16 protein-coding genes are annotated in these 14,733 nt (G+C 72.0%); 8 read left to right on the forward strand and 8 right to left on the reverse strand.

The window, feature by feature from the left end:
- Positions 1-80: 80 nt before the first annotated feature.
- Positions 81-1,493, reverse strand: a complete 1,413-nt coding sequence (locus Phou_RS31125; RefSeq protein WP_173062556.1) for a sensor histidine kinase — start codon at positions 1,491-1,493, stop codon at positions 81-83.
- 6 nt (positions 1,494-1,499) lie between these two features.
- Entirely contained in the window at positions 1,500-2,183 is a 684-nt protein-coding gene (locus Phou_RS31130) for a response regulator transcription factor (protein ID WP_173062559.1), read from the reverse strand.
- A 312-nt stretch (positions 2,184-2,495) separates the two neighbouring features.
- Here Phou_RS31130 and Phou_RS31135 point away from each other — a divergent pair, with 312 nt between their 5' ends.
- From Phou_RS31135 to Phou_RS31150, 4 genes are all read left to right on the forward strand, one after another.
- Positions 2,496-3,521 carry a tripartite tricarboxylate transporter substrate binding protein BugD gene (locus Phou_RS31135; RefSeq protein ID WP_173062562.1) on the forward strand — a complete coding sequence of 342 codons (1,026 nt, stop codon included), beginning with the start codon at positions 2,496-2,498 and terminating at the stop codon, positions 3,519-3,521.
- Positions 3,522-3,575: 54 nt separating this feature from the next.
- Positions 3,576-3,983 carry a tripartite tricarboxylate transporter TctB family protein gene (locus tag Phou_RS31140; RefSeq protein ID WP_281365126.1) on the forward strand — a complete coding sequence of 136 codons (408 nt, stop codon included), beginning with the start codon at positions 3,576-3,578 and terminating at the stop codon, positions 3,981-3,983.
- Between the two features lie 20 nt (positions 3,984-4,003).
- Entirely contained in the window at positions 4,004-5,509 is a 1,506-nt protein-coding gene (locus Phou_RS31145; RefSeq protein WP_173062566.1) for a tripartite tricarboxylate transporter permease, read from the forward strand.
- Between the two features lie 288 nt (positions 5,510-5,797).
- Complete coding sequence (locus Phou_RS31150; protein ID WP_173062569.1) at positions 5,798-6,172, forward strand: nuclear transport factor 2 family protein; 375 nt, start codon at positions 5,798-5,800, stop codon at positions 6,170-6,172.
- 1 nt (position 6,173) lies between these two features.
- On the opposite strand, the gene Phou_RS31155 is transcribed toward Phou_RS31150, so the two are convergent.
- Together Phou_RS31155 and Phou_RS31160 are read right to left on the reverse strand one after the other, a co-directional pair.
- Positions 6,174-7,052 carry an endonuclease/exonuclease/phosphatase family protein gene (locus tag Phou_RS31155; protein ID WP_173062572.1) on the reverse strand — a complete coding sequence of 293 codons (879 nt, stop codon included), beginning with the start codon at positions 7,050-7,052 and terminating at the stop codon, positions 6,174-6,176.
- 588 nt (positions 7,053-7,640) lie between these two features.
- Positions 7,641-8,051, reverse strand: a complete 411-nt coding sequence (locus Phou_RS31160; RefSeq protein ID WP_173062575.1) for a cupin domain-containing protein — start codon at positions 8,049-8,051, stop codon at positions 7,641-7,643.
- Positions 8,052-8,111: 60 nt separating this feature from the next.
- Between Phou_RS31160 and Phou_RS31165 the strand changes: the two genes are divergently transcribed.
- Complete coding sequence (locus tag Phou_RS31165; protein ID WP_246273979.1) at positions 8,112-8,582, forward strand: MarR family winged helix-turn-helix transcriptional regulator; 471 nt, start codon at positions 8,112-8,114, stop codon at positions 8,580-8,582.
- A 49-nt stretch (positions 8,583-8,631) separates the two neighbouring features.
- Here Phou_RS31165 and Phou_RS31170 read toward each other — a convergent pair whose 3' ends face one another.
- Positions 8,632-9,378: a MerR family transcriptional regulator gene (locus Phou_RS31170; protein WP_173062578.1), complete on the reverse strand. Its 747-nt coding sequence runs from the start codon at positions 9,376-9,378 to the stop codon at positions 8,632-8,634.
- 92 nt (positions 9,379-9,470) lie between these two features.
- Here Phou_RS31170 and Phou_RS31175 point away from each other — a divergent pair, with 92 nt between their 5' ends.
- Positions 9,471-10,142, forward strand: a complete 672-nt coding sequence (locus Phou_RS31175) for a hypothetical protein (protein WP_173062581.1) — start codon at positions 9,471-9,473, stop codon at positions 10,140-10,142.
- Positions 10,143-10,212: 70 nt separating this feature from the next.
- Here Phou_RS31175 and Phou_RS31180 read toward each other — a convergent pair whose 3' ends face one another.
- Complete coding sequence (locus tag Phou_RS31180) at positions 10,213-10,767, reverse strand: hypothetical protein (RefSeq protein WP_173062584.1); 555 nt, start codon at positions 10,765-10,767, stop codon at positions 10,213-10,215.
- 52 nt (positions 10,768-10,819) lie between these two features.
- On the opposite strand from Phou_RS31180, the gene Phou_RS31185 reads away from it, so the two are divergent.
- The gene (locus tag Phou_RS31185; protein WP_173062587.1) at positions 10,820-11,578 is read left to right on the forward strand and encodes a class I SAM-dependent methyltransferase; all 759 of its coding nucleotides are present in this window, start codon (positions 10,820-10,822) and stop codon (positions 11,576-11,578) included.
- 11 nt (positions 11,579-11,589) lie between these two features.
- Here the strand turns inward: Phou_RS31185 and Phou_RS31190 are convergent, their stop codons facing one another.
- Positions 11,590-12,324: a class I SAM-dependent methyltransferase gene (locus tag Phou_RS31190; protein ID WP_173062590.1), complete on the reverse strand. Its 735-nt coding sequence runs from the start codon at positions 12,322-12,324 to the stop codon at positions 11,590-11,592.
- 65 nt (positions 12,325-12,389) lie between these two features.
- Here Phou_RS31190 and Phou_RS31195 point away from each other — a divergent pair, with 65 nt between their 5' ends.
- The gene (locus Phou_RS31195) at positions 12,390-12,929 is read left to right on the forward strand and encodes a hypothetical protein (protein WP_173062593.1); all 540 of its coding nucleotides are present in this window, start codon (positions 12,390-12,392) and stop codon (positions 12,927-12,929) included.
- Between the two features lie 7 nt (positions 12,930-12,936).
- On the opposite strand, the gene ctaD is transcribed toward Phou_RS31195, so the two are convergent.
- Positions 12,937-14,685, reverse strand: coding sequence for an aa3-type cytochrome oxidase subunit I (ctaD, locus tag Phou_RS31200; protein WP_371872240.1), 1,749 nt, complete (start codon positions 14,683-14,685; stop codon positions 12,937-12,939).
- Between the last annotated feature and the right edge of the window lie 48 nt (positions 14,686-14,733).

Below are 14,733 nucleotides of genomic sequence, written 5' to 3' on the forward strand. Positions count from 1 at the left end.
CCTCGCGGGCCGCGAGCATCAGGGATCACGCCGGCCGACGACCGCGGTGGGCCCGCCTCGCGGGCCGCGGGCATCAGGGATCACGCGGGGTCGACGACGGGAAGGGCGACCACCGCGGCGAAGCCGTGCCCGGAGCCGTCCGGCCGCGGCAGCCCGTCCTCCAGCCGGAGCTCGCCGCCGGCGGCGCCGACCAGGTCCGCGCAGATGGCAAGGCCAAGGCCGGTGCCGGGCACGTTCTGGTGCTTGGGCGAGCGCCAGAACCGCCGCAGCGCCTGCTCCCGCTCGGACGCCTCGATGCCCTGGCCGTCGTCGCGGACCGCGATCGTGACGACGCCGCCCGCCGCGCCGCCCGCGCTGGCGCTCACCTGCACCAGGCGGGCGTCGGACAGCCGCAGCGCGTTGCTCATCAGCTCGTCCAGGATGCTGCCCAGCCCGCCCGGCGGCTCCAGCAGCCGCAGCCCGGGCGGCACGTCGACGGCGAGTGTCTGGCCCGCGGTCGTGGTGAGCGCGCGCCACCGTTCGACCCGGGTGGCGAGCACCGCGTCGAGGTCGACCGGCGAGGTGGTCCGCATGCTCTCCATGCGCGCACTGGCCTGCAGCGCGTTGAGCAGGCGCTGCATCGCCTTGAGCTCGTCGACGGCCACGTCGTACACCTGCTGCCCGGCCCCGCCCGGTGACAGGTGCGGCGCCAGGCTCTCCACCGCGAGCCGGAGGCTGGTCAGCGGGTTGCGCAGCTGGTGCGACGCGTCGGAGACGAACGCGCGCTGCCGCTGCACGCCGTTTTCCACCGACTCCATCATCGTGTTGAACGAGGCCGCCAGCCGGCGCAGCTCCACCGGTCCGGCCTCGGCGTCGGCGCGGATCGTGAGGTCGCCCTGCGAGATGCGGGAGGTCGCCGCGTCAAGCTTGCGTACCGGCCGCAGCACCCACGCCGAGACCGGCCACGCGACCGCCACCAGCGCGATCAGCGGCAGCAGCCCGATGCCGGCCAGCTGCGCCCACCGGACGAGGATGCGGTCGCGCGTGCGGGACAGGTCGGAGATCGTCACGACCGCGCCGACGACCTCGCTGTCGCGGCCGACCGGCTCGGCCACCACGAGCGCGGAGTCGTCCCACGGCGCCCATTTCCGGGACGGCTCCGATCTCGCCCCGGCCAGGGCCGCGGACACGATCCGGGCAAGCGACGGCTCGCCGCGGGCCGCCCGCTGGTACGCGCCGGCCGGCTCGAGCAGCACCGTGCCCGAGGTGTCGATCACGGCGACGGGAATGCCGTACAGCGCGTGGTACCGCCTCAGCTCCTGGTCGAGCGCCTCGGTCCGCCCCGTCGACAGCGCGGTCTCGGCCAGCGAGGCGAAGCGGCCCACGTCATTGAGCCGGTCGACGTACGTCTCCTGCATCTCCCGCTCGGCCACGGTGATGCCGAGCGGCACCCCGAGCGCCGCCGCGAACAAGACGGCGAGCGGTACCAGCACGACGAGCAGGCGGCGGTGCACGGTCCGCTAGCCGATCAGCTCCGGCTGATCGGCCTGGAGCCGATAGCCGACCCCGTGGATGGTGCGGATGAGCACGCCCGCACCGAGCTTGTGCCGCAGCGCCGCGATGTGGGTGTCCAGCGTGCGGCTGGACGACTCCCAGGTCGCGCCCCAGATCTGGTCGAGGATGACGTCGCGACTGACCACGTTCGGCGCGCGGCGGGCCAGCAGCAGGAGCAGCTCGAACTCCTTGCGGGTCAGCGTCACGGTCACGCCGTCGACGCTGACCTCGCGGGTGCCGACCGCGATCCGCATCGGGCCGAGGACGAGCGGCTCGTCCGGGCGGCTCTGGGCGCGGGCGGCCCGGGTGCGCCGCAGCACCGCGTCGATCCTGGCCAGCAGCTCGGGGATGCCGAACGGCTTGACGATGTAGTCGTCGGCGCCGGCGCGCAGGCCGCGGACCCGCTCGTGCTCCTCGGAACGCGCGGTCACCGCGATCACGGCCGTCTCCGGGCGGTCGCGCAGCCGGCGGATCACGTCGAGCCCGTCGCCGTCGGGCAGGCCGAGGTCGACGAGGACCACGTCGGACGGGTCGGCCCGCACCGCCTCGGCGGCGGTGGCGATGCGGTGCACCTCGAAGCCCGCCTGGGCCAGGACGGTCACCAGACCTCGCGCTACGCGGTCGTCATCCTCGATGACGGTAATCCGCATACCGGCGGATTGTACGGCCCGGATCGACGCTCATGCAGCCCTGGCGGATCTGTTCCAAGAGAGTTGGGGCTACCGCGATGTCCGTGGTGGTCCGGACCGTTGCTCCCGCAGCCTCACCCTCCGCCGTTGCGCAACCAACCCCGCGGACGGCCCGCGGCGAGGGCGCCGGCTCCGGCGCGCTACTTCTTGGGATTCCTCTGACATGGGGCGCGTTCCTTGGGATTTCTCTGACACCGGTCGCGCCCTTGCCGGCCGAGACTGAGGGCCGTGCGCGTTCGACGGACACGCACTCTCCGACGAGGAGGCGCGAAAATGAGCTCAACCATCCGGCGCCACGGCGCCGCGCGGGCGATAGCCGCGATAGCCACCGTCTCGCTCGTCGCCGCCTGTTCCGACGGCGGCGGCTCCAGTGACGGCGGTGGTACCGCCGAGGGCTACCCGGACCAGAACATCACGATCGTGGTGCCGTTCAGCGCGGGCGGCCCGACAGACACCGTCACCCGCATGATCGCCGAGCCGATGGCCAAGGAGCTCGGCGGCAAGATCGTCGTCCAGAACGTGGAAGGCGCGGGCGGCACGGTCGGCGCGGGCGAGGTCGCCCGGGCCGATCCCGACGGGTACACCGTCCTGATGCACCACATCGGCATGTCGACGGCGCCGGCCCTCTACAAGAACCTCGACTACAAGCCGCTCGAGGACTTCGAGATGGTCGGGCTCGTCACCGAGGTGCCGATGACGATCGTGGCCCGCAAGGACTTCGAGCCCTCGACCCTGCAGGAACTCGTGACCTACGTGAAGGCCAACTCCGGCAAGGTCACGCTCGCCAACGCCGGCATCGGCGCCGCGTCGCACCTGTGCGGCCTGCTCTTCCAGTCCGCGGCGGGCGTGAAGCTGCAGGAGGTCCCGTACGAGGGGACCGGGCCCGCGCTGACCGACCTCGTCGGCGGCCAGGTCGACTTCATGTGCGACCAGACCACGAACACCAGCGGTCAGATCTCCGCGGGCAAGGTCAAGGCGTACGCGGTCACCACGCCGGAGCGGGTCAAGAGCCTGCCCGACCTGCCGACGACGGCCGAGGCCGGGATGCCCGCGCTGCAGGTGAGCGTGTGGCACGGCCTGTACGTGCCGAAGGGCACCTCCCAGGAGGTCGTGCAGAAGCTGTCGGACGCGTTGAAGAAGGCGCTGGCCGACCAGGGAGTCGTGGACCAGATGGCCAAGCTCGGCACCGCGCCGGTGCCGGCCGAGGACGCCACGCCGCAGGCACACCGGGCGCACCTCGACGAGCAGCTCAAGACCTGGGCGAAGATCATCGCGGACGCCGGCGTCGGGGTCTCCTGACGTGGAGCGCCGACGGTCCTTTCCGGACGTCCTTGTCGGGGGATCTTCGTCCTTATCGGGGGGGCATTCGCGGTGGGGTCGCTCAGCTACGAGCTGGGCACCCCACTGCGGATGGGTCCCGGGTACTTTCCCCTGCTCGTCGGCGCCATCCTGGCCGCGCTCGGGCTCGGCATCGTCCTCAAAGGACTCGTCGCCGGCGAGGTGGTGTCGTTCGGGACGGTACCGTGGCGGGCGGTCGGGGTCATCGTGCTCGCGCTGCTGTTCTTCGGGTTCACCGTGCGGCGCCTCGGTTTCGTACCGACCTCGGCGGTCACCGCCCTGCTGACCACCTTCGCGAGCACCCGGGTACGCCCGCTCATGGCGGTGGCGGTGGCGGCGGGGCTGACCCTGGCGAGCACGCTCATCTTCGTCGTCGCGCTCCAGCTGCGGATCCCGCTGTTCGGCCCCTGGCTCCCGTTCTGACCGGCATCCGGATTTGAGGCATGGAACTCTTCGACAACCTCGTGCTGGGCTTCTCGACCGCCCTGCTGATCCAGAACATCCTCTACTGCTTCGTGGGCGTGCTGCTCGGGACGGCGGTCGGGGTGCTGCCGGGCATCGGGCCGACGGCGACGGTGGCGATGCTGCTGCCGATCACGTTCAGCTTCGAGCCGGTGACCGCCTTGATCATGCTGGCCGGCATCTACTACGGCGCCCAGTACGGCGGCTCCACGACCGCCATCCTGATCAACCTGCCGGGCGAGTCGTCGGCCGCGGTCACGGCGCTCGACGGGCACGCGATGGCCCGCCAGGGCCGCGCCGGGCCGGCCCTCGCCGCCGCCGCGGTCGGCTCCTTCATCGCCGGCACGGTGGCCACCGTCGTCCTGGCCGTCGCCGCTCCACCACTGGCCAGCATCGCGCTGGAGTTCGGCCCCGCCGAGTACTTCTCGCTGGTGCTGTTCGGCCTGATCGTGTCGATCGCGCTGGCGCGCGGCACGGCGCTCAAGGCGCTGGCGATGATCGCGCTCGGCGTCGCCTTCGGCACCGTGGGGCAGGACATCTACACCGGCACGCCGCGCTTCGTGTTCGACCAGCGCGAGCTGTACGGCGGCATCGACTTCGTGTCGGTCGCCGTCGGCATGTTCGGGGTGGCGGAGATCCTGCGCAACCTGGAGAACGAGCAGACGCGCACCGCCGTGGTCAGCAAGGTCAAGAACCTCTGGCCCACCCGCGAGGACCGGCGCCGCATCGTCGGCCCGATCGCGCGCGGCACCGGCCTGGGCGCGGCGCTCGGCGTCCTGCCCGGCGGTGGGCACGTGCTGGCGTCATTCACCTCGTACGCCGTCGAGAAGCGGATCTCCAAGCGGCAGAAGGAGTTCGGGGACGGCGCGATCGAGGGCGTCGCCGGCCCCGAGTCGGCGAACAACGCCGCCGCGCAGACGTCGTTCATCCCGCTGCTCACGCTGGGCCTGCCCGCGCATCCGGTGATGGCGCTGATGGTCGGCGCGTTCATCGTGCACGGCATCACCCCCGGACCCAACGTGATCAACGACGAGCCGGAGCTCTTCTGGGGCCTGATCGCGTCGATGTGGATCGGCAACGCGCTGCTGCTGTTGCTGAACCTGCCACTGATCGGCATGTGGGTGCGCATGCTGCGCATCCCGTACAACGTGCTGTTCCCCATGATCATGCTGTTCGCCGCGATCGGCACCTACTCGCTGGGCTTCAACGCCTACGACGTGTACGCGATCGTCTTCTTCGGCGTCCTCGGCTACATCCTGATCAAGTGCGGCTGCGAGCCCGCGCCGCTGCTGCTGGGCTTCGTCCTCGGCCCGCTGCTGGAGGAAAACCTTCGCCGGGCGCTCATCATCTCCCGCGGCGACGCCTCGGTGTTCCTGACCCGCCCGATCTCGGCGGCGTGTCTGGCGCTCGCCGCAGCCGCGCTGGTCATCGCCGTCCTGCCCGCGATCCGCAAGCGCCGCGAGGAGGTGTTCGCCGACGACGAGTAGGGACCGTGCGTTCCTTCCAGCAAATTTGCCCCGGTCCGCGCCACTTGCGGACCGTTTGCTCCCGCGGGCACCGCTGCGGTCGGCGGCTCGCCAGGGCTCGCCGAGATCCCCGACCTCCGCTGCCGGGTCCGCGGTCGGGGTAGCGGGCGAGGCGGCGGAATCTCCCGGGTCGCCACCGCCACCGGCGCCGCCGGCCACGCAGCTCGCGTTGCTGCGGTGGTGGCACGCGCCACGACAAGCCCGCCGCGGCGTCGCGGCCGCACCGTACCGCACCGGTAGCCTGGTGCGATGGCTGACCAGGTCGACGAGCTGCGGGGCGCGGAGCGCCGCCTGCAGGCCGCCCAACTCGCCGCCGACGCGGACGCGCTCGACGCGCTGATCGATGACCGGCTCGTGTTCACCGGACCGGACGGCCTGCTCTACTCCAAACAGGACGATCTGGAGCTGCAACGCGGCGGCGGGCAGCGCCTCACCCGGGTCGACGAGGAGGACCTCGACGTGCTGGTGGTCGGCACGACCGGCGTCACCTGGTTTCTGGGCACCCTGGCCGGTGTCTTCCGGGGCGAGGAGTTCACCGCGCGCGTGCGCTACACCCGGACCTGGACGCACACCGACCACGGGTGGCGCCTGATCGCCGCACACGTCAGCCCGGCGCCCGCCTGACCTACCAGGTGATGTCGCAGACCACGGCGTGGTGGTCGGAGGCCTCGTAGCCGCCGGCGAGGGTGGCGCCGGCGCACTCGACCCGCTGACCGGCCTGGCCGGGGCGGACGAAGACGTGGTCGATCCGCTTGTCGATCAGCTCGTCGGCCTCCAGGGGCGCGTGCGGGTGCTTGGAGCTCAACGTGACCGCGTGCGGGTCGCCCGCGGCCGCGCTCCACGCGTCGACGAGGCCGGCCCGCGTCAAGGGGCGCAGCACCGCGCTGTCCGGAGCCGCGTTGAGGTCGCCGGCCACGACCACCGGCAACGCGCCGTCCCGCGCCGGGTCGGCGGCCAGCTTGGCGAGGGCGTGGGCCTGCGCGTGCCGGTCCGCCGCGAACACCGGCTCCCACTCCAGGCACGCGACGATCACGTGCAGCGGCCCGTCCGGATGGTCCACTGTGGCCTCCAGTGCGACCGGCGGCACCCGAAACCGCGCCGGCATCCGCACCGCCTCCGACGCGAGCACCGGCCACCGGCTCACCAGGCCCAGCCCCACCTCCACACCTTCGTGCTCGGGCGTGTGGGGCGCGGGCGGCAGCGACGGCTCCGCGTACGCCGCGTGGTAGCCGAGCGCGTCGGCCAGCTCGTGTGCCTGGCTCGTACCGTCGGCGCCCCAGACCTCCTGCAGGGCGGCGATGTCGGGCTCGACCTCGCGCAACGTGTCCCTGATGTACGGCTGCCTTTTCTGCCAGTCCGGTCCGAACCGCCACCACAGGTTCCACGTCAGCACGCGCACCAGCCGCTCCAACCACTCGGGGCTACAGCCGGTGAAACCATACTCGTCTTCGCTGGATCCGGTGGGGGAGCGGGCGGCGATCTGCGCGGCCTTCGGGAGATCCAACCCCGAACCAGACGCGGGCTACCGCGATGCCCGTCGTGGTGAGCCTTCTTGGAGTCCGATCCGAGTTAGATGTGAGCTGCCGCTGTGCCCGCGGTTGCCGCCCTCACCCTCCGCGGTCGCCGGCTCAACCCTGGAGCCCGCTCCGGCAGATCTTGGCAAGTTGGCGTCGAAATAACGCGCTAACTCACCAAGATTTCGAAGCTCACACCGCGTGCACCTGATCGACAGTCACCGATCGCGACGACGGCGCCGGAGGCTGTCGCACGGCAAGCAAACCCAACTCCGGGAAGTCGAGTGGTTGCGGTCCCGGATGGCGTCCTAGTAGGGCTCGCCACGATGTGGACGGGACTTGCCTACCCGAACTCGCTAGGGGCGAGGTGGGCGAATCCGTCCACAACCGAGCGGGGTGTCGCCGTTGCCGGCCACGGTCTGAACGGCAACGGGGGGTTGGGGTGAGCTGGGCGATTGCGGAGGGTGAGGCCGTGGGAGCAACGGTCCGGACCACGACGGACGCCGCGGTAGCCCGGATCTGTTCGAATTAGATCTTCTGAAACGGCTACCACGATCGCACCCCACCCTGACGCCGAATTAGACCACCCAGGCCGGGATGAGCTTGTCGGCGTCCGGAACGGCGCAGGTCGGTGCGACGGCGGTGCCGTCCAGGGTGTACGCCCGCATGCCGGCCGGCGCCACGACGAGCGCGACCAACCCGTCCGCGGGCCGCGTGCGCACGCGCCGGGGCGTGTCGGCGGGGATCACCACCGTGTCGCCCGGCTCGACGGTGTGGGCCTGGTCGCCGACCTCGATGACGGCGGCGCCGCCCAGCACGGTCCAGACCTGCTCGGTGTCGATGGCGTGCAGCGGGCCCGACTGGCCGGGTCGCATGTCCACCCGCCACACGGCCTGCCCGGCGCCGCCCTGTGTCGGGGAGGCCAGCGTGGTCATGACGGCGTTCGGCGTCTCGGTGCGGCGGCTCTGGGCGTGGCGGATGACAGGCATCGTCGGGTTCCCCTAAGTTAGACAACGTGGTTGTCTGGATGGTGAACCAGGTTGTCTAACGTGTCAACTGACCCGCCCGGCTTCGAGCTGCCGCTGCAGCTGTTCCAGGGCTTCCGCGCGCTGATCGACGACATGCACGCCGAGCTGGCCCGCCAGGGGCACCCGGACATGCGCCCGATGCACGGGTTCGTCCTGCAGGCGATCGGGCGGGGCGGCACAAACGCCGTGCGGCTCGGCCGCAGGCTCGGCGTCTCCAAGCAGGCGGCCGCCAAGCACATCGACACGCTCGAACGTCTCGGCTACGTCAGGCGCGAGCCCGACCCCGCAGACGCGCGGAGCAGGATCGTGCTGCTCACCGAGCGCGGCGTCGACGCGCTGACGCGATCCGCGCGGATCTTCGACGAGCTGCGCGCCCGATGGGCGGTGGTGCTGGGGGATGAGCGCCTGCGCGCGCTGGAGGCCGACCTTCGCAAGGTCGCGCCGCGCAGCGGCTTTCCGCTGGACATCCCCGGCTGGTTCGGCGGCCAGTGAGCGGCACCGCGATGTGGCCGCCACCGGGAGCGGTGGCGACCACAGCGGGTTAGTCGGTCATGTGGCGCTCGGCGTACACCTTCATCGCGTCACGGATGAACGCCGCGGTGCCCTCGCCGTACCGGTCGTAGTTGGCCGTGAACCGCGGGTCGGACACGTACATCTCGCCCAGCCCGATCAGGTAACCCTTCGTGGGCGTGGTCGTCGCGGACAGCCACTCGACGTGCCGCTCGGTGATCTGCTGCGCCTCCTCGCTGTCGGCCGCGCTGCCCGACTGGTGTGCCCGCCCGAAGTCCTCCGCGATCGCGACCTGCCGCTGCTGGAACTCGGTCCGCTGCTCCGCGGTCAGCGAGCGCCACCAGCGGTCGCCACGCTCGTACGCCTCACGGCCCCACCGCTCGGTCACCTCCTGCTCGTACCGGGTGTGGTCGAACCCGTCCAGGACCTCCTCAGCCATCAGCCGTTCTCCTCTCTGCGTCTTTCGGATGGTGGTTTTCACCGACTCGATCTGCCGCCCGATGCGGTCGCGCTCCTGCTCCAGCACCCGCAGGTGGGTGCGCAGCGCGGCCACCGGGTCCCGCTGCCCCTCCAGCACCTGGGCGATCGCGGGCAGGCCGAGGCCCAGCTCGCGCAGCAGCAGGATCCGCTGCAACCGCAGCAGGCAGTCCTGGTCGTAGTACCGGTAGCCGTTGCGCCCCACGCGGCTGGGCTCCAGCAGCCCCACGGCCCCGTAGTGGCGCAACGTCCGACTCGTCGTCCCCGCCAGCCGGGCGATGTCCTGGATCGACCACTCCATCGCCGACCTCCTCCGATCTCGTACGGTGATTTCGACGGTAGAGGTTGACGCAGCGTCAAAGTCAACGGTTCGCCGGCGAGTACGGTCTGAGCGTGATCGAGCCGACGCTGGACGCGCTGCACCCCGCCGAGCTCGCGCTGCGCGACTGGGTGCGCGACCGGCTGGACGCCTCGATCGTGTGCGAGATGGCGGCGCTCGACTACGGCGTGCGGGTCGAGGAGTACCGGCAGGGCATCGAGGAGCTGCTGCTCGTGCGCCGGCTGCCGGCCGAGCTGCCGTGGACGCCGCGCGAGGTGCTGCAGCTGTCCAGCTACGCGCGGCCGGAGGACGCGCGCGGCCACGTGGCGCGGCTGTTCGCCTGCCTCGTGCTGGTGCGGGCGGACGACCTGCTGGAACCGGCGGGCACGCTCGCCACCCTCGTCGAGTCGGCGGTCGAGCTCGGCCCGGACGCGACGCAGGCCGCCGTGCGGTACCTCGCGTGGTGCCGCCGCCACGCGCCGGGCGCGTGGCACGACGACGCCGAGGTGCGGCCGTTCCTGACGCTGGGGCTGCTGCTGGCGTACCTGCTGGCGCCCCGCCCCGAGCCGGCCATCGTCGCCGCGCTGAACCGCGCCTTCGCGGACGAGGTCGAGGCGGCACCGCCGGCGGCGCTCAAGAAGACCGCCGGCGGTCCCGGGTGGCGGGCGTGGCAGCGGCTGGCGGCCCGCGCCAGGGCCGAGGGCCACGACCTCACGCTGCCCGAGTGGTCCGGGCCGGTCGGGTAGGCGCGGGTCAGACCGGCGCCTCGTCACGCAGCGCGGCGATCGCCGCGGCGGCCGGCCGGCAAAGGGTGGTTCACCGTCCGCGCGGCAGGGTGACGGCGCGGACCGGGCGTCCGGCCGCGTCGTGCGCGGCCACCGACGGCGGCCGGCGGGTCTGCCAGACCACGACCAGATGACCGTGGTACGGGACGTGCAGCTCGCGCCCCTTGACCGTGACCCGCGCGATCCCGCTGCCGGCGAGCAGCGAGGCGGTCTGCACCCAGCGACCCCGCCAGGGCAGCAGGCGGTCGGAGTCGCGCAGGGCGCCGGCGCCGCCGCCCACCACGACATCGTGTGGCGCGATGCCCTGCCGGGCCCGCTCGAACTCCGTGCCGGCGTGATCCTCGGTGCCGTGGGAGGACCCGCCGCTGCCGAGCCGGCGCCAGCCGCCGGGCGCGTCGGCGACCAGCAGGTGCGTCTCGTCCCAGAAGCAGCCGGCGCCGCGGCGCAGGAAGCGGGCCGCGGCGATGTCACCGTCGACGTCGACCGCGACCGGCGCGAACCGGTGGCGACGGCTCAGCCGCACCGGCCGGTCCGGCAGCCCGTCGGCGATCAGGCGGACGCTCTCCGCCAAAGGGTCGTACGCCACACGCTGACCGTACCCAGTGTCCGTCCGCGGCGTGACCGGGCAGCATGGCGGCATGGACTCCACGCCCGCGGAGCACGCCCGCCGGCAGTACGCCGCGACGACCGCCAATCTCGACGCCCGGATCGCGCTGCACATGCACAGCACGCAGACGCGGCCGTGGTACGCGTGGGTGCGCGACCGGCTGCCCGCCTCCGGCGACCTTCTCGAAGTGGGCGCCGGCACCGGAATGCTGTGGGCGGACGGCGCCAGCGACCTGCGGCTCACCCTCACCGACTCGTCGGCGGCCATGTGTGCCCGCCTGCGCGCCATCTCCGGCGCGCGGGTGCTGCGGTGCGACGCGACGAGCCTGCCCTTTCGGTCGGGCAGCTTCGACGTCGTGGTCGCCAACCACATGCTCTACCACCTGGACGACCCGGGTGCCGGCCTGGCGGAGTTCGCCCGCGTGCTGCGCCCCGGCGGCCGGCTCGCGGTCAGCACCAACGGCCGCGACCACCTGCGGGAGCTGAACGCGCTCGGCCCGGCGATCGGCCGCCCCGACCTCGCCGCCGCGCTCACCCGCAGCGACTTCACCGGCGACAGCGGGCCCGCGCGGGTGGCCGAGCACTTCTCCGCGGTCACCGCCGAGCGCTACCCGAGCGACATCGTGGTGCACGAACCGGAGCCGATCCTCGCGTACCAGGAAAGCCTCCCGGCCGAGCCACTGACCGAGGCGCAGCGGTCCGCGGTGCGCGACCTGGTGCGGGCCCGGATAGCCGAAGAGGGCTGCTACCGCATCAGGACGCAGACCATCCTGATATCAGCCACCCGCTGAGCGCGCTCAACCTACGCGCTGGCGCGGGCGAGGGCGACGACGCGGTACACCGGATCCGGGCGGGGCGTGTCCTGATCGGGCAGGGCCGCCAGCGCGCGGCACAGCTCGTCCGCCTCGGCCTTGTCCGCCCACGGGATCGTGTCGCGGCCGATGTGCTCGACCCACTGCCGCGGCGTGCGCCCCTGGCCGGCGCCCACGAACGCCGTCTCGGCCGCCGGGGCCAGGCCGTGCCGGCTCGCGGCGGCGACGACCCGGCGGTACCCGTCGGGCCGCTCGCCTTGCCGGCGCCGCAGCGGCGCGGTCAGCTCCGCGACGTCGCTTGCCACCGCGAACGGTCCTTCGTTCTTGTCCACTGTGGTGATGAGGCGACCGGCCGGGCCGAGCAGCCGCGCCGCCTCGGCGACGATCCGCTCCGGGTCCGGCACGAGGTGCAGCAGCCAGATCATCAGCACCGCGTCGGCGCGTCCGGAGTCCACGGGCAGCGCCGTGGCGTCGCCGACGACCGCGGCGCCGGGGAGCCGGGCGGCGGCCACGGCGGTCATGCCCGTGGACCGGTCGACCCCGACGACGGTGCGACCCGGCCGGCGCAGGCGGGTGGTGACGATGCCGGTGCCGCAGGCCACGTCGACCAGCAGCCGCGCGCCGGGCGGCAGGAGCCGCTCGACAGCGCCGGCCGCCGCGGCCGCGCGCGGCTCACCCCCGCGCGACTCGTCGTAGCGCTTTGCCTCCCGGTCATAGTCGAGCACGACCGAAAATCTAGCCCGACCACGCCCCTGTCGTCGGGGTTGACCGGCCCGTCAACATTCGATGCATGTGGGAATCGATACTGCTGACGCTCACCGGTGGCGCCGTGGCGGCCGGAGCGGGCGTCCTGACCGCCCTCATGCAGGCCCGGCACGCGACCCGGCTGCGACGCGAGCAGCGGGAGCACGAGGACCGTTACCGCCTTTACCAGGACCGTGTCGACGCCTACATCGCGTTTCAGACGTTGGCGAGCAAGGCGCGCAGGGTCTTGCAGGACTTCACGGACGACACCCCGGAGGACGACGCCGAGCGGCGCGAGGCCCGCAACGCCGCCCACCTGGCCTTCATCAAGGTGGCGCTGATCGGTGGAGCCGAGGTCGTGGCGGCGGGGCGGCAGATGATGATAACGATCGACGCGGTCACCTACGGGCGCGAGCCGTACGACAGCGAGCGGTACCGCACGGTGCTCAGCGGGTTCCGCGCGGCGGCCCGGCACGACCTGACCGGTCAGGACGACCTCGCGTCGATCGTCGCGGACGGCGACTGGCCGGCCCCGCCGCCTCGCCCCCGTCCGGTCCGACCCGCGTCGAACACCGCCGGCGGGTAGGGGGCCGCTACCGCTCGGTGGTGGTGTCTTCGGAGTAGGTGGCGCCGCCGCGCGACTCGCTGGTCAACGGCTTGGCGCCACCCTCGGGCGGGCCGGCGTCCGACTGGCCGCCGGCGGCCAGCTCCGGAAACTTCGCGTCGAAGGCCGGCCGCTCCGAGCGGATCCTCGGCATCCGGTCGAAGTTGCGCAGCGGGGGAGGGGAGGAGGTGGCCCACTCCAGGGAGTTGCCGTGGCCCCACGGGTCGTCGGCGGTCACGACCTGGCCGTACCGGTACGAGCGCCACAGGTTGTAGAGGAACGGCAGGGTCGAGGCGCCGAGCACGAAGGAGCCGATCGTGGAGACGGTGTTGAGCGTGGTGAAGCCGTCGTCCGGCTGGTAGTCGGCGTACCGGCGGGGGAAGCCCTCGTTGCCGAGCCAGTGCTGCACCAGAAACGTGGTGTGGAAGCCGATGAAGGTCAGCCAGAAGTGCACGCGGCCGATCCGTTCGTCGAGCATGCGGCCGGTCGCCTTGGGAAACCAGAAGTAGATGCCGGCGTACACGGCGAACACGATCGTGCCGAAGAGCACGTAGTGGAAGTGGGCCACCACGAAGTACGTGTCGGTGACGTGGAAGTCGATCGGCGGTGACGCGAGCATCACGCCGGACAGCCCGCCGAGCAGGAACGTGACCAGGAAGCCGATCGCGAAGAGCATCGGGGTCTCGAAGGTGATCTGGCCGCGCCACATCGTGCCGATCCAGTTGAAGAACTTCAGGCCGGTCGGCACCGCGATCAGGAAGCTCAGGAAGCTGAAGAACGGCAGCAGCACCTGGCCGGTGGCGAACATGTGGTGCGCCCACACGCTCATCGACAGCAGCGTGATCGCGATCGTGGCGCCGACCAGTCCCTTGTACCCGAAGATGGGTTTGCGGGAGAAGACCGGGATGACCTCGGTGACGATGCCGAAGAACGGCAGCGCGACGACGTAGACCTCGGGGTGCCCGAAGAACCAGAACAGGTGCTGCCACAGCAGCGGCCCGCCGTGGCCCGGGTCGTACACGTGCGCGCCCAGCACGCGGTCCGCGAGCAGCGCCAGCAGGGCGGCCGCGAGCAGCGGGAACACGAGCACCACCAGCACGCTGGTGAGCAGGATGTTCCAGGTGAAGATCGGCATCCGGAACATGGTCATGCCCGGTGCCCGCAGGGTCAGGATCGTGGTGATCATGTTGACCGCGCCGAGGATCGTGCCGAGCCCGGACAGCACCAGGCCGACGACCCACATGTTGCCGCCCACGCCGGGCGAGTGCTCGGCGGTCGACAGGGGCGTGTAGGCGGTCCAGCCGTAGTCGGCGGCGCCGCCGGGCGTGATGAAGCCGGCCAGCACGAGCGTGCCGCCGAACGCGAACAGCCAGTAGGCGAACGCGTTGAGCCGGGGGAACGCCACGTCCGGCGCGCCGATCTGCAGCGGTACCACGTAGTTGGCGAAGGCGAACACGATCGGCGTCGCGAACAGCAGCAGCATGATCGTGCCGTGCATGGTGAACAGCTGGTTGTACTGCTCGGGCGAGAGGAACTGCATGCCCGGCCGGGCCAGCTCACCGCGCATCAGCAGCGCCATCAGCCCGCCGACCATGAAGAAGGCGAACGCGGTGACGCCGTACATGATCCCGATCTGCTTCGCGTCCGTGGAGCGCAGCGTGCGGGCCAGGAACGAGCCCCGGACCTCCTCGCGCACCGGCCACGGTCGCGCGGTCAGCGGGCTGGGCCGCGGTTCGATCCTGGTCACAGCAGTCACCCCCGGCCGTGCCGCTTTCCCCGATTCGTC

This window comes from Phytohabitans houttuyneae (genome assembly GCF_011764425.1).
Lineage (GTDB): Bacteria > Actinomycetota > Actinomycetes > Mycobacteriales > Micromonosporaceae > Phytohabitans > Phytohabitans houttuyneae.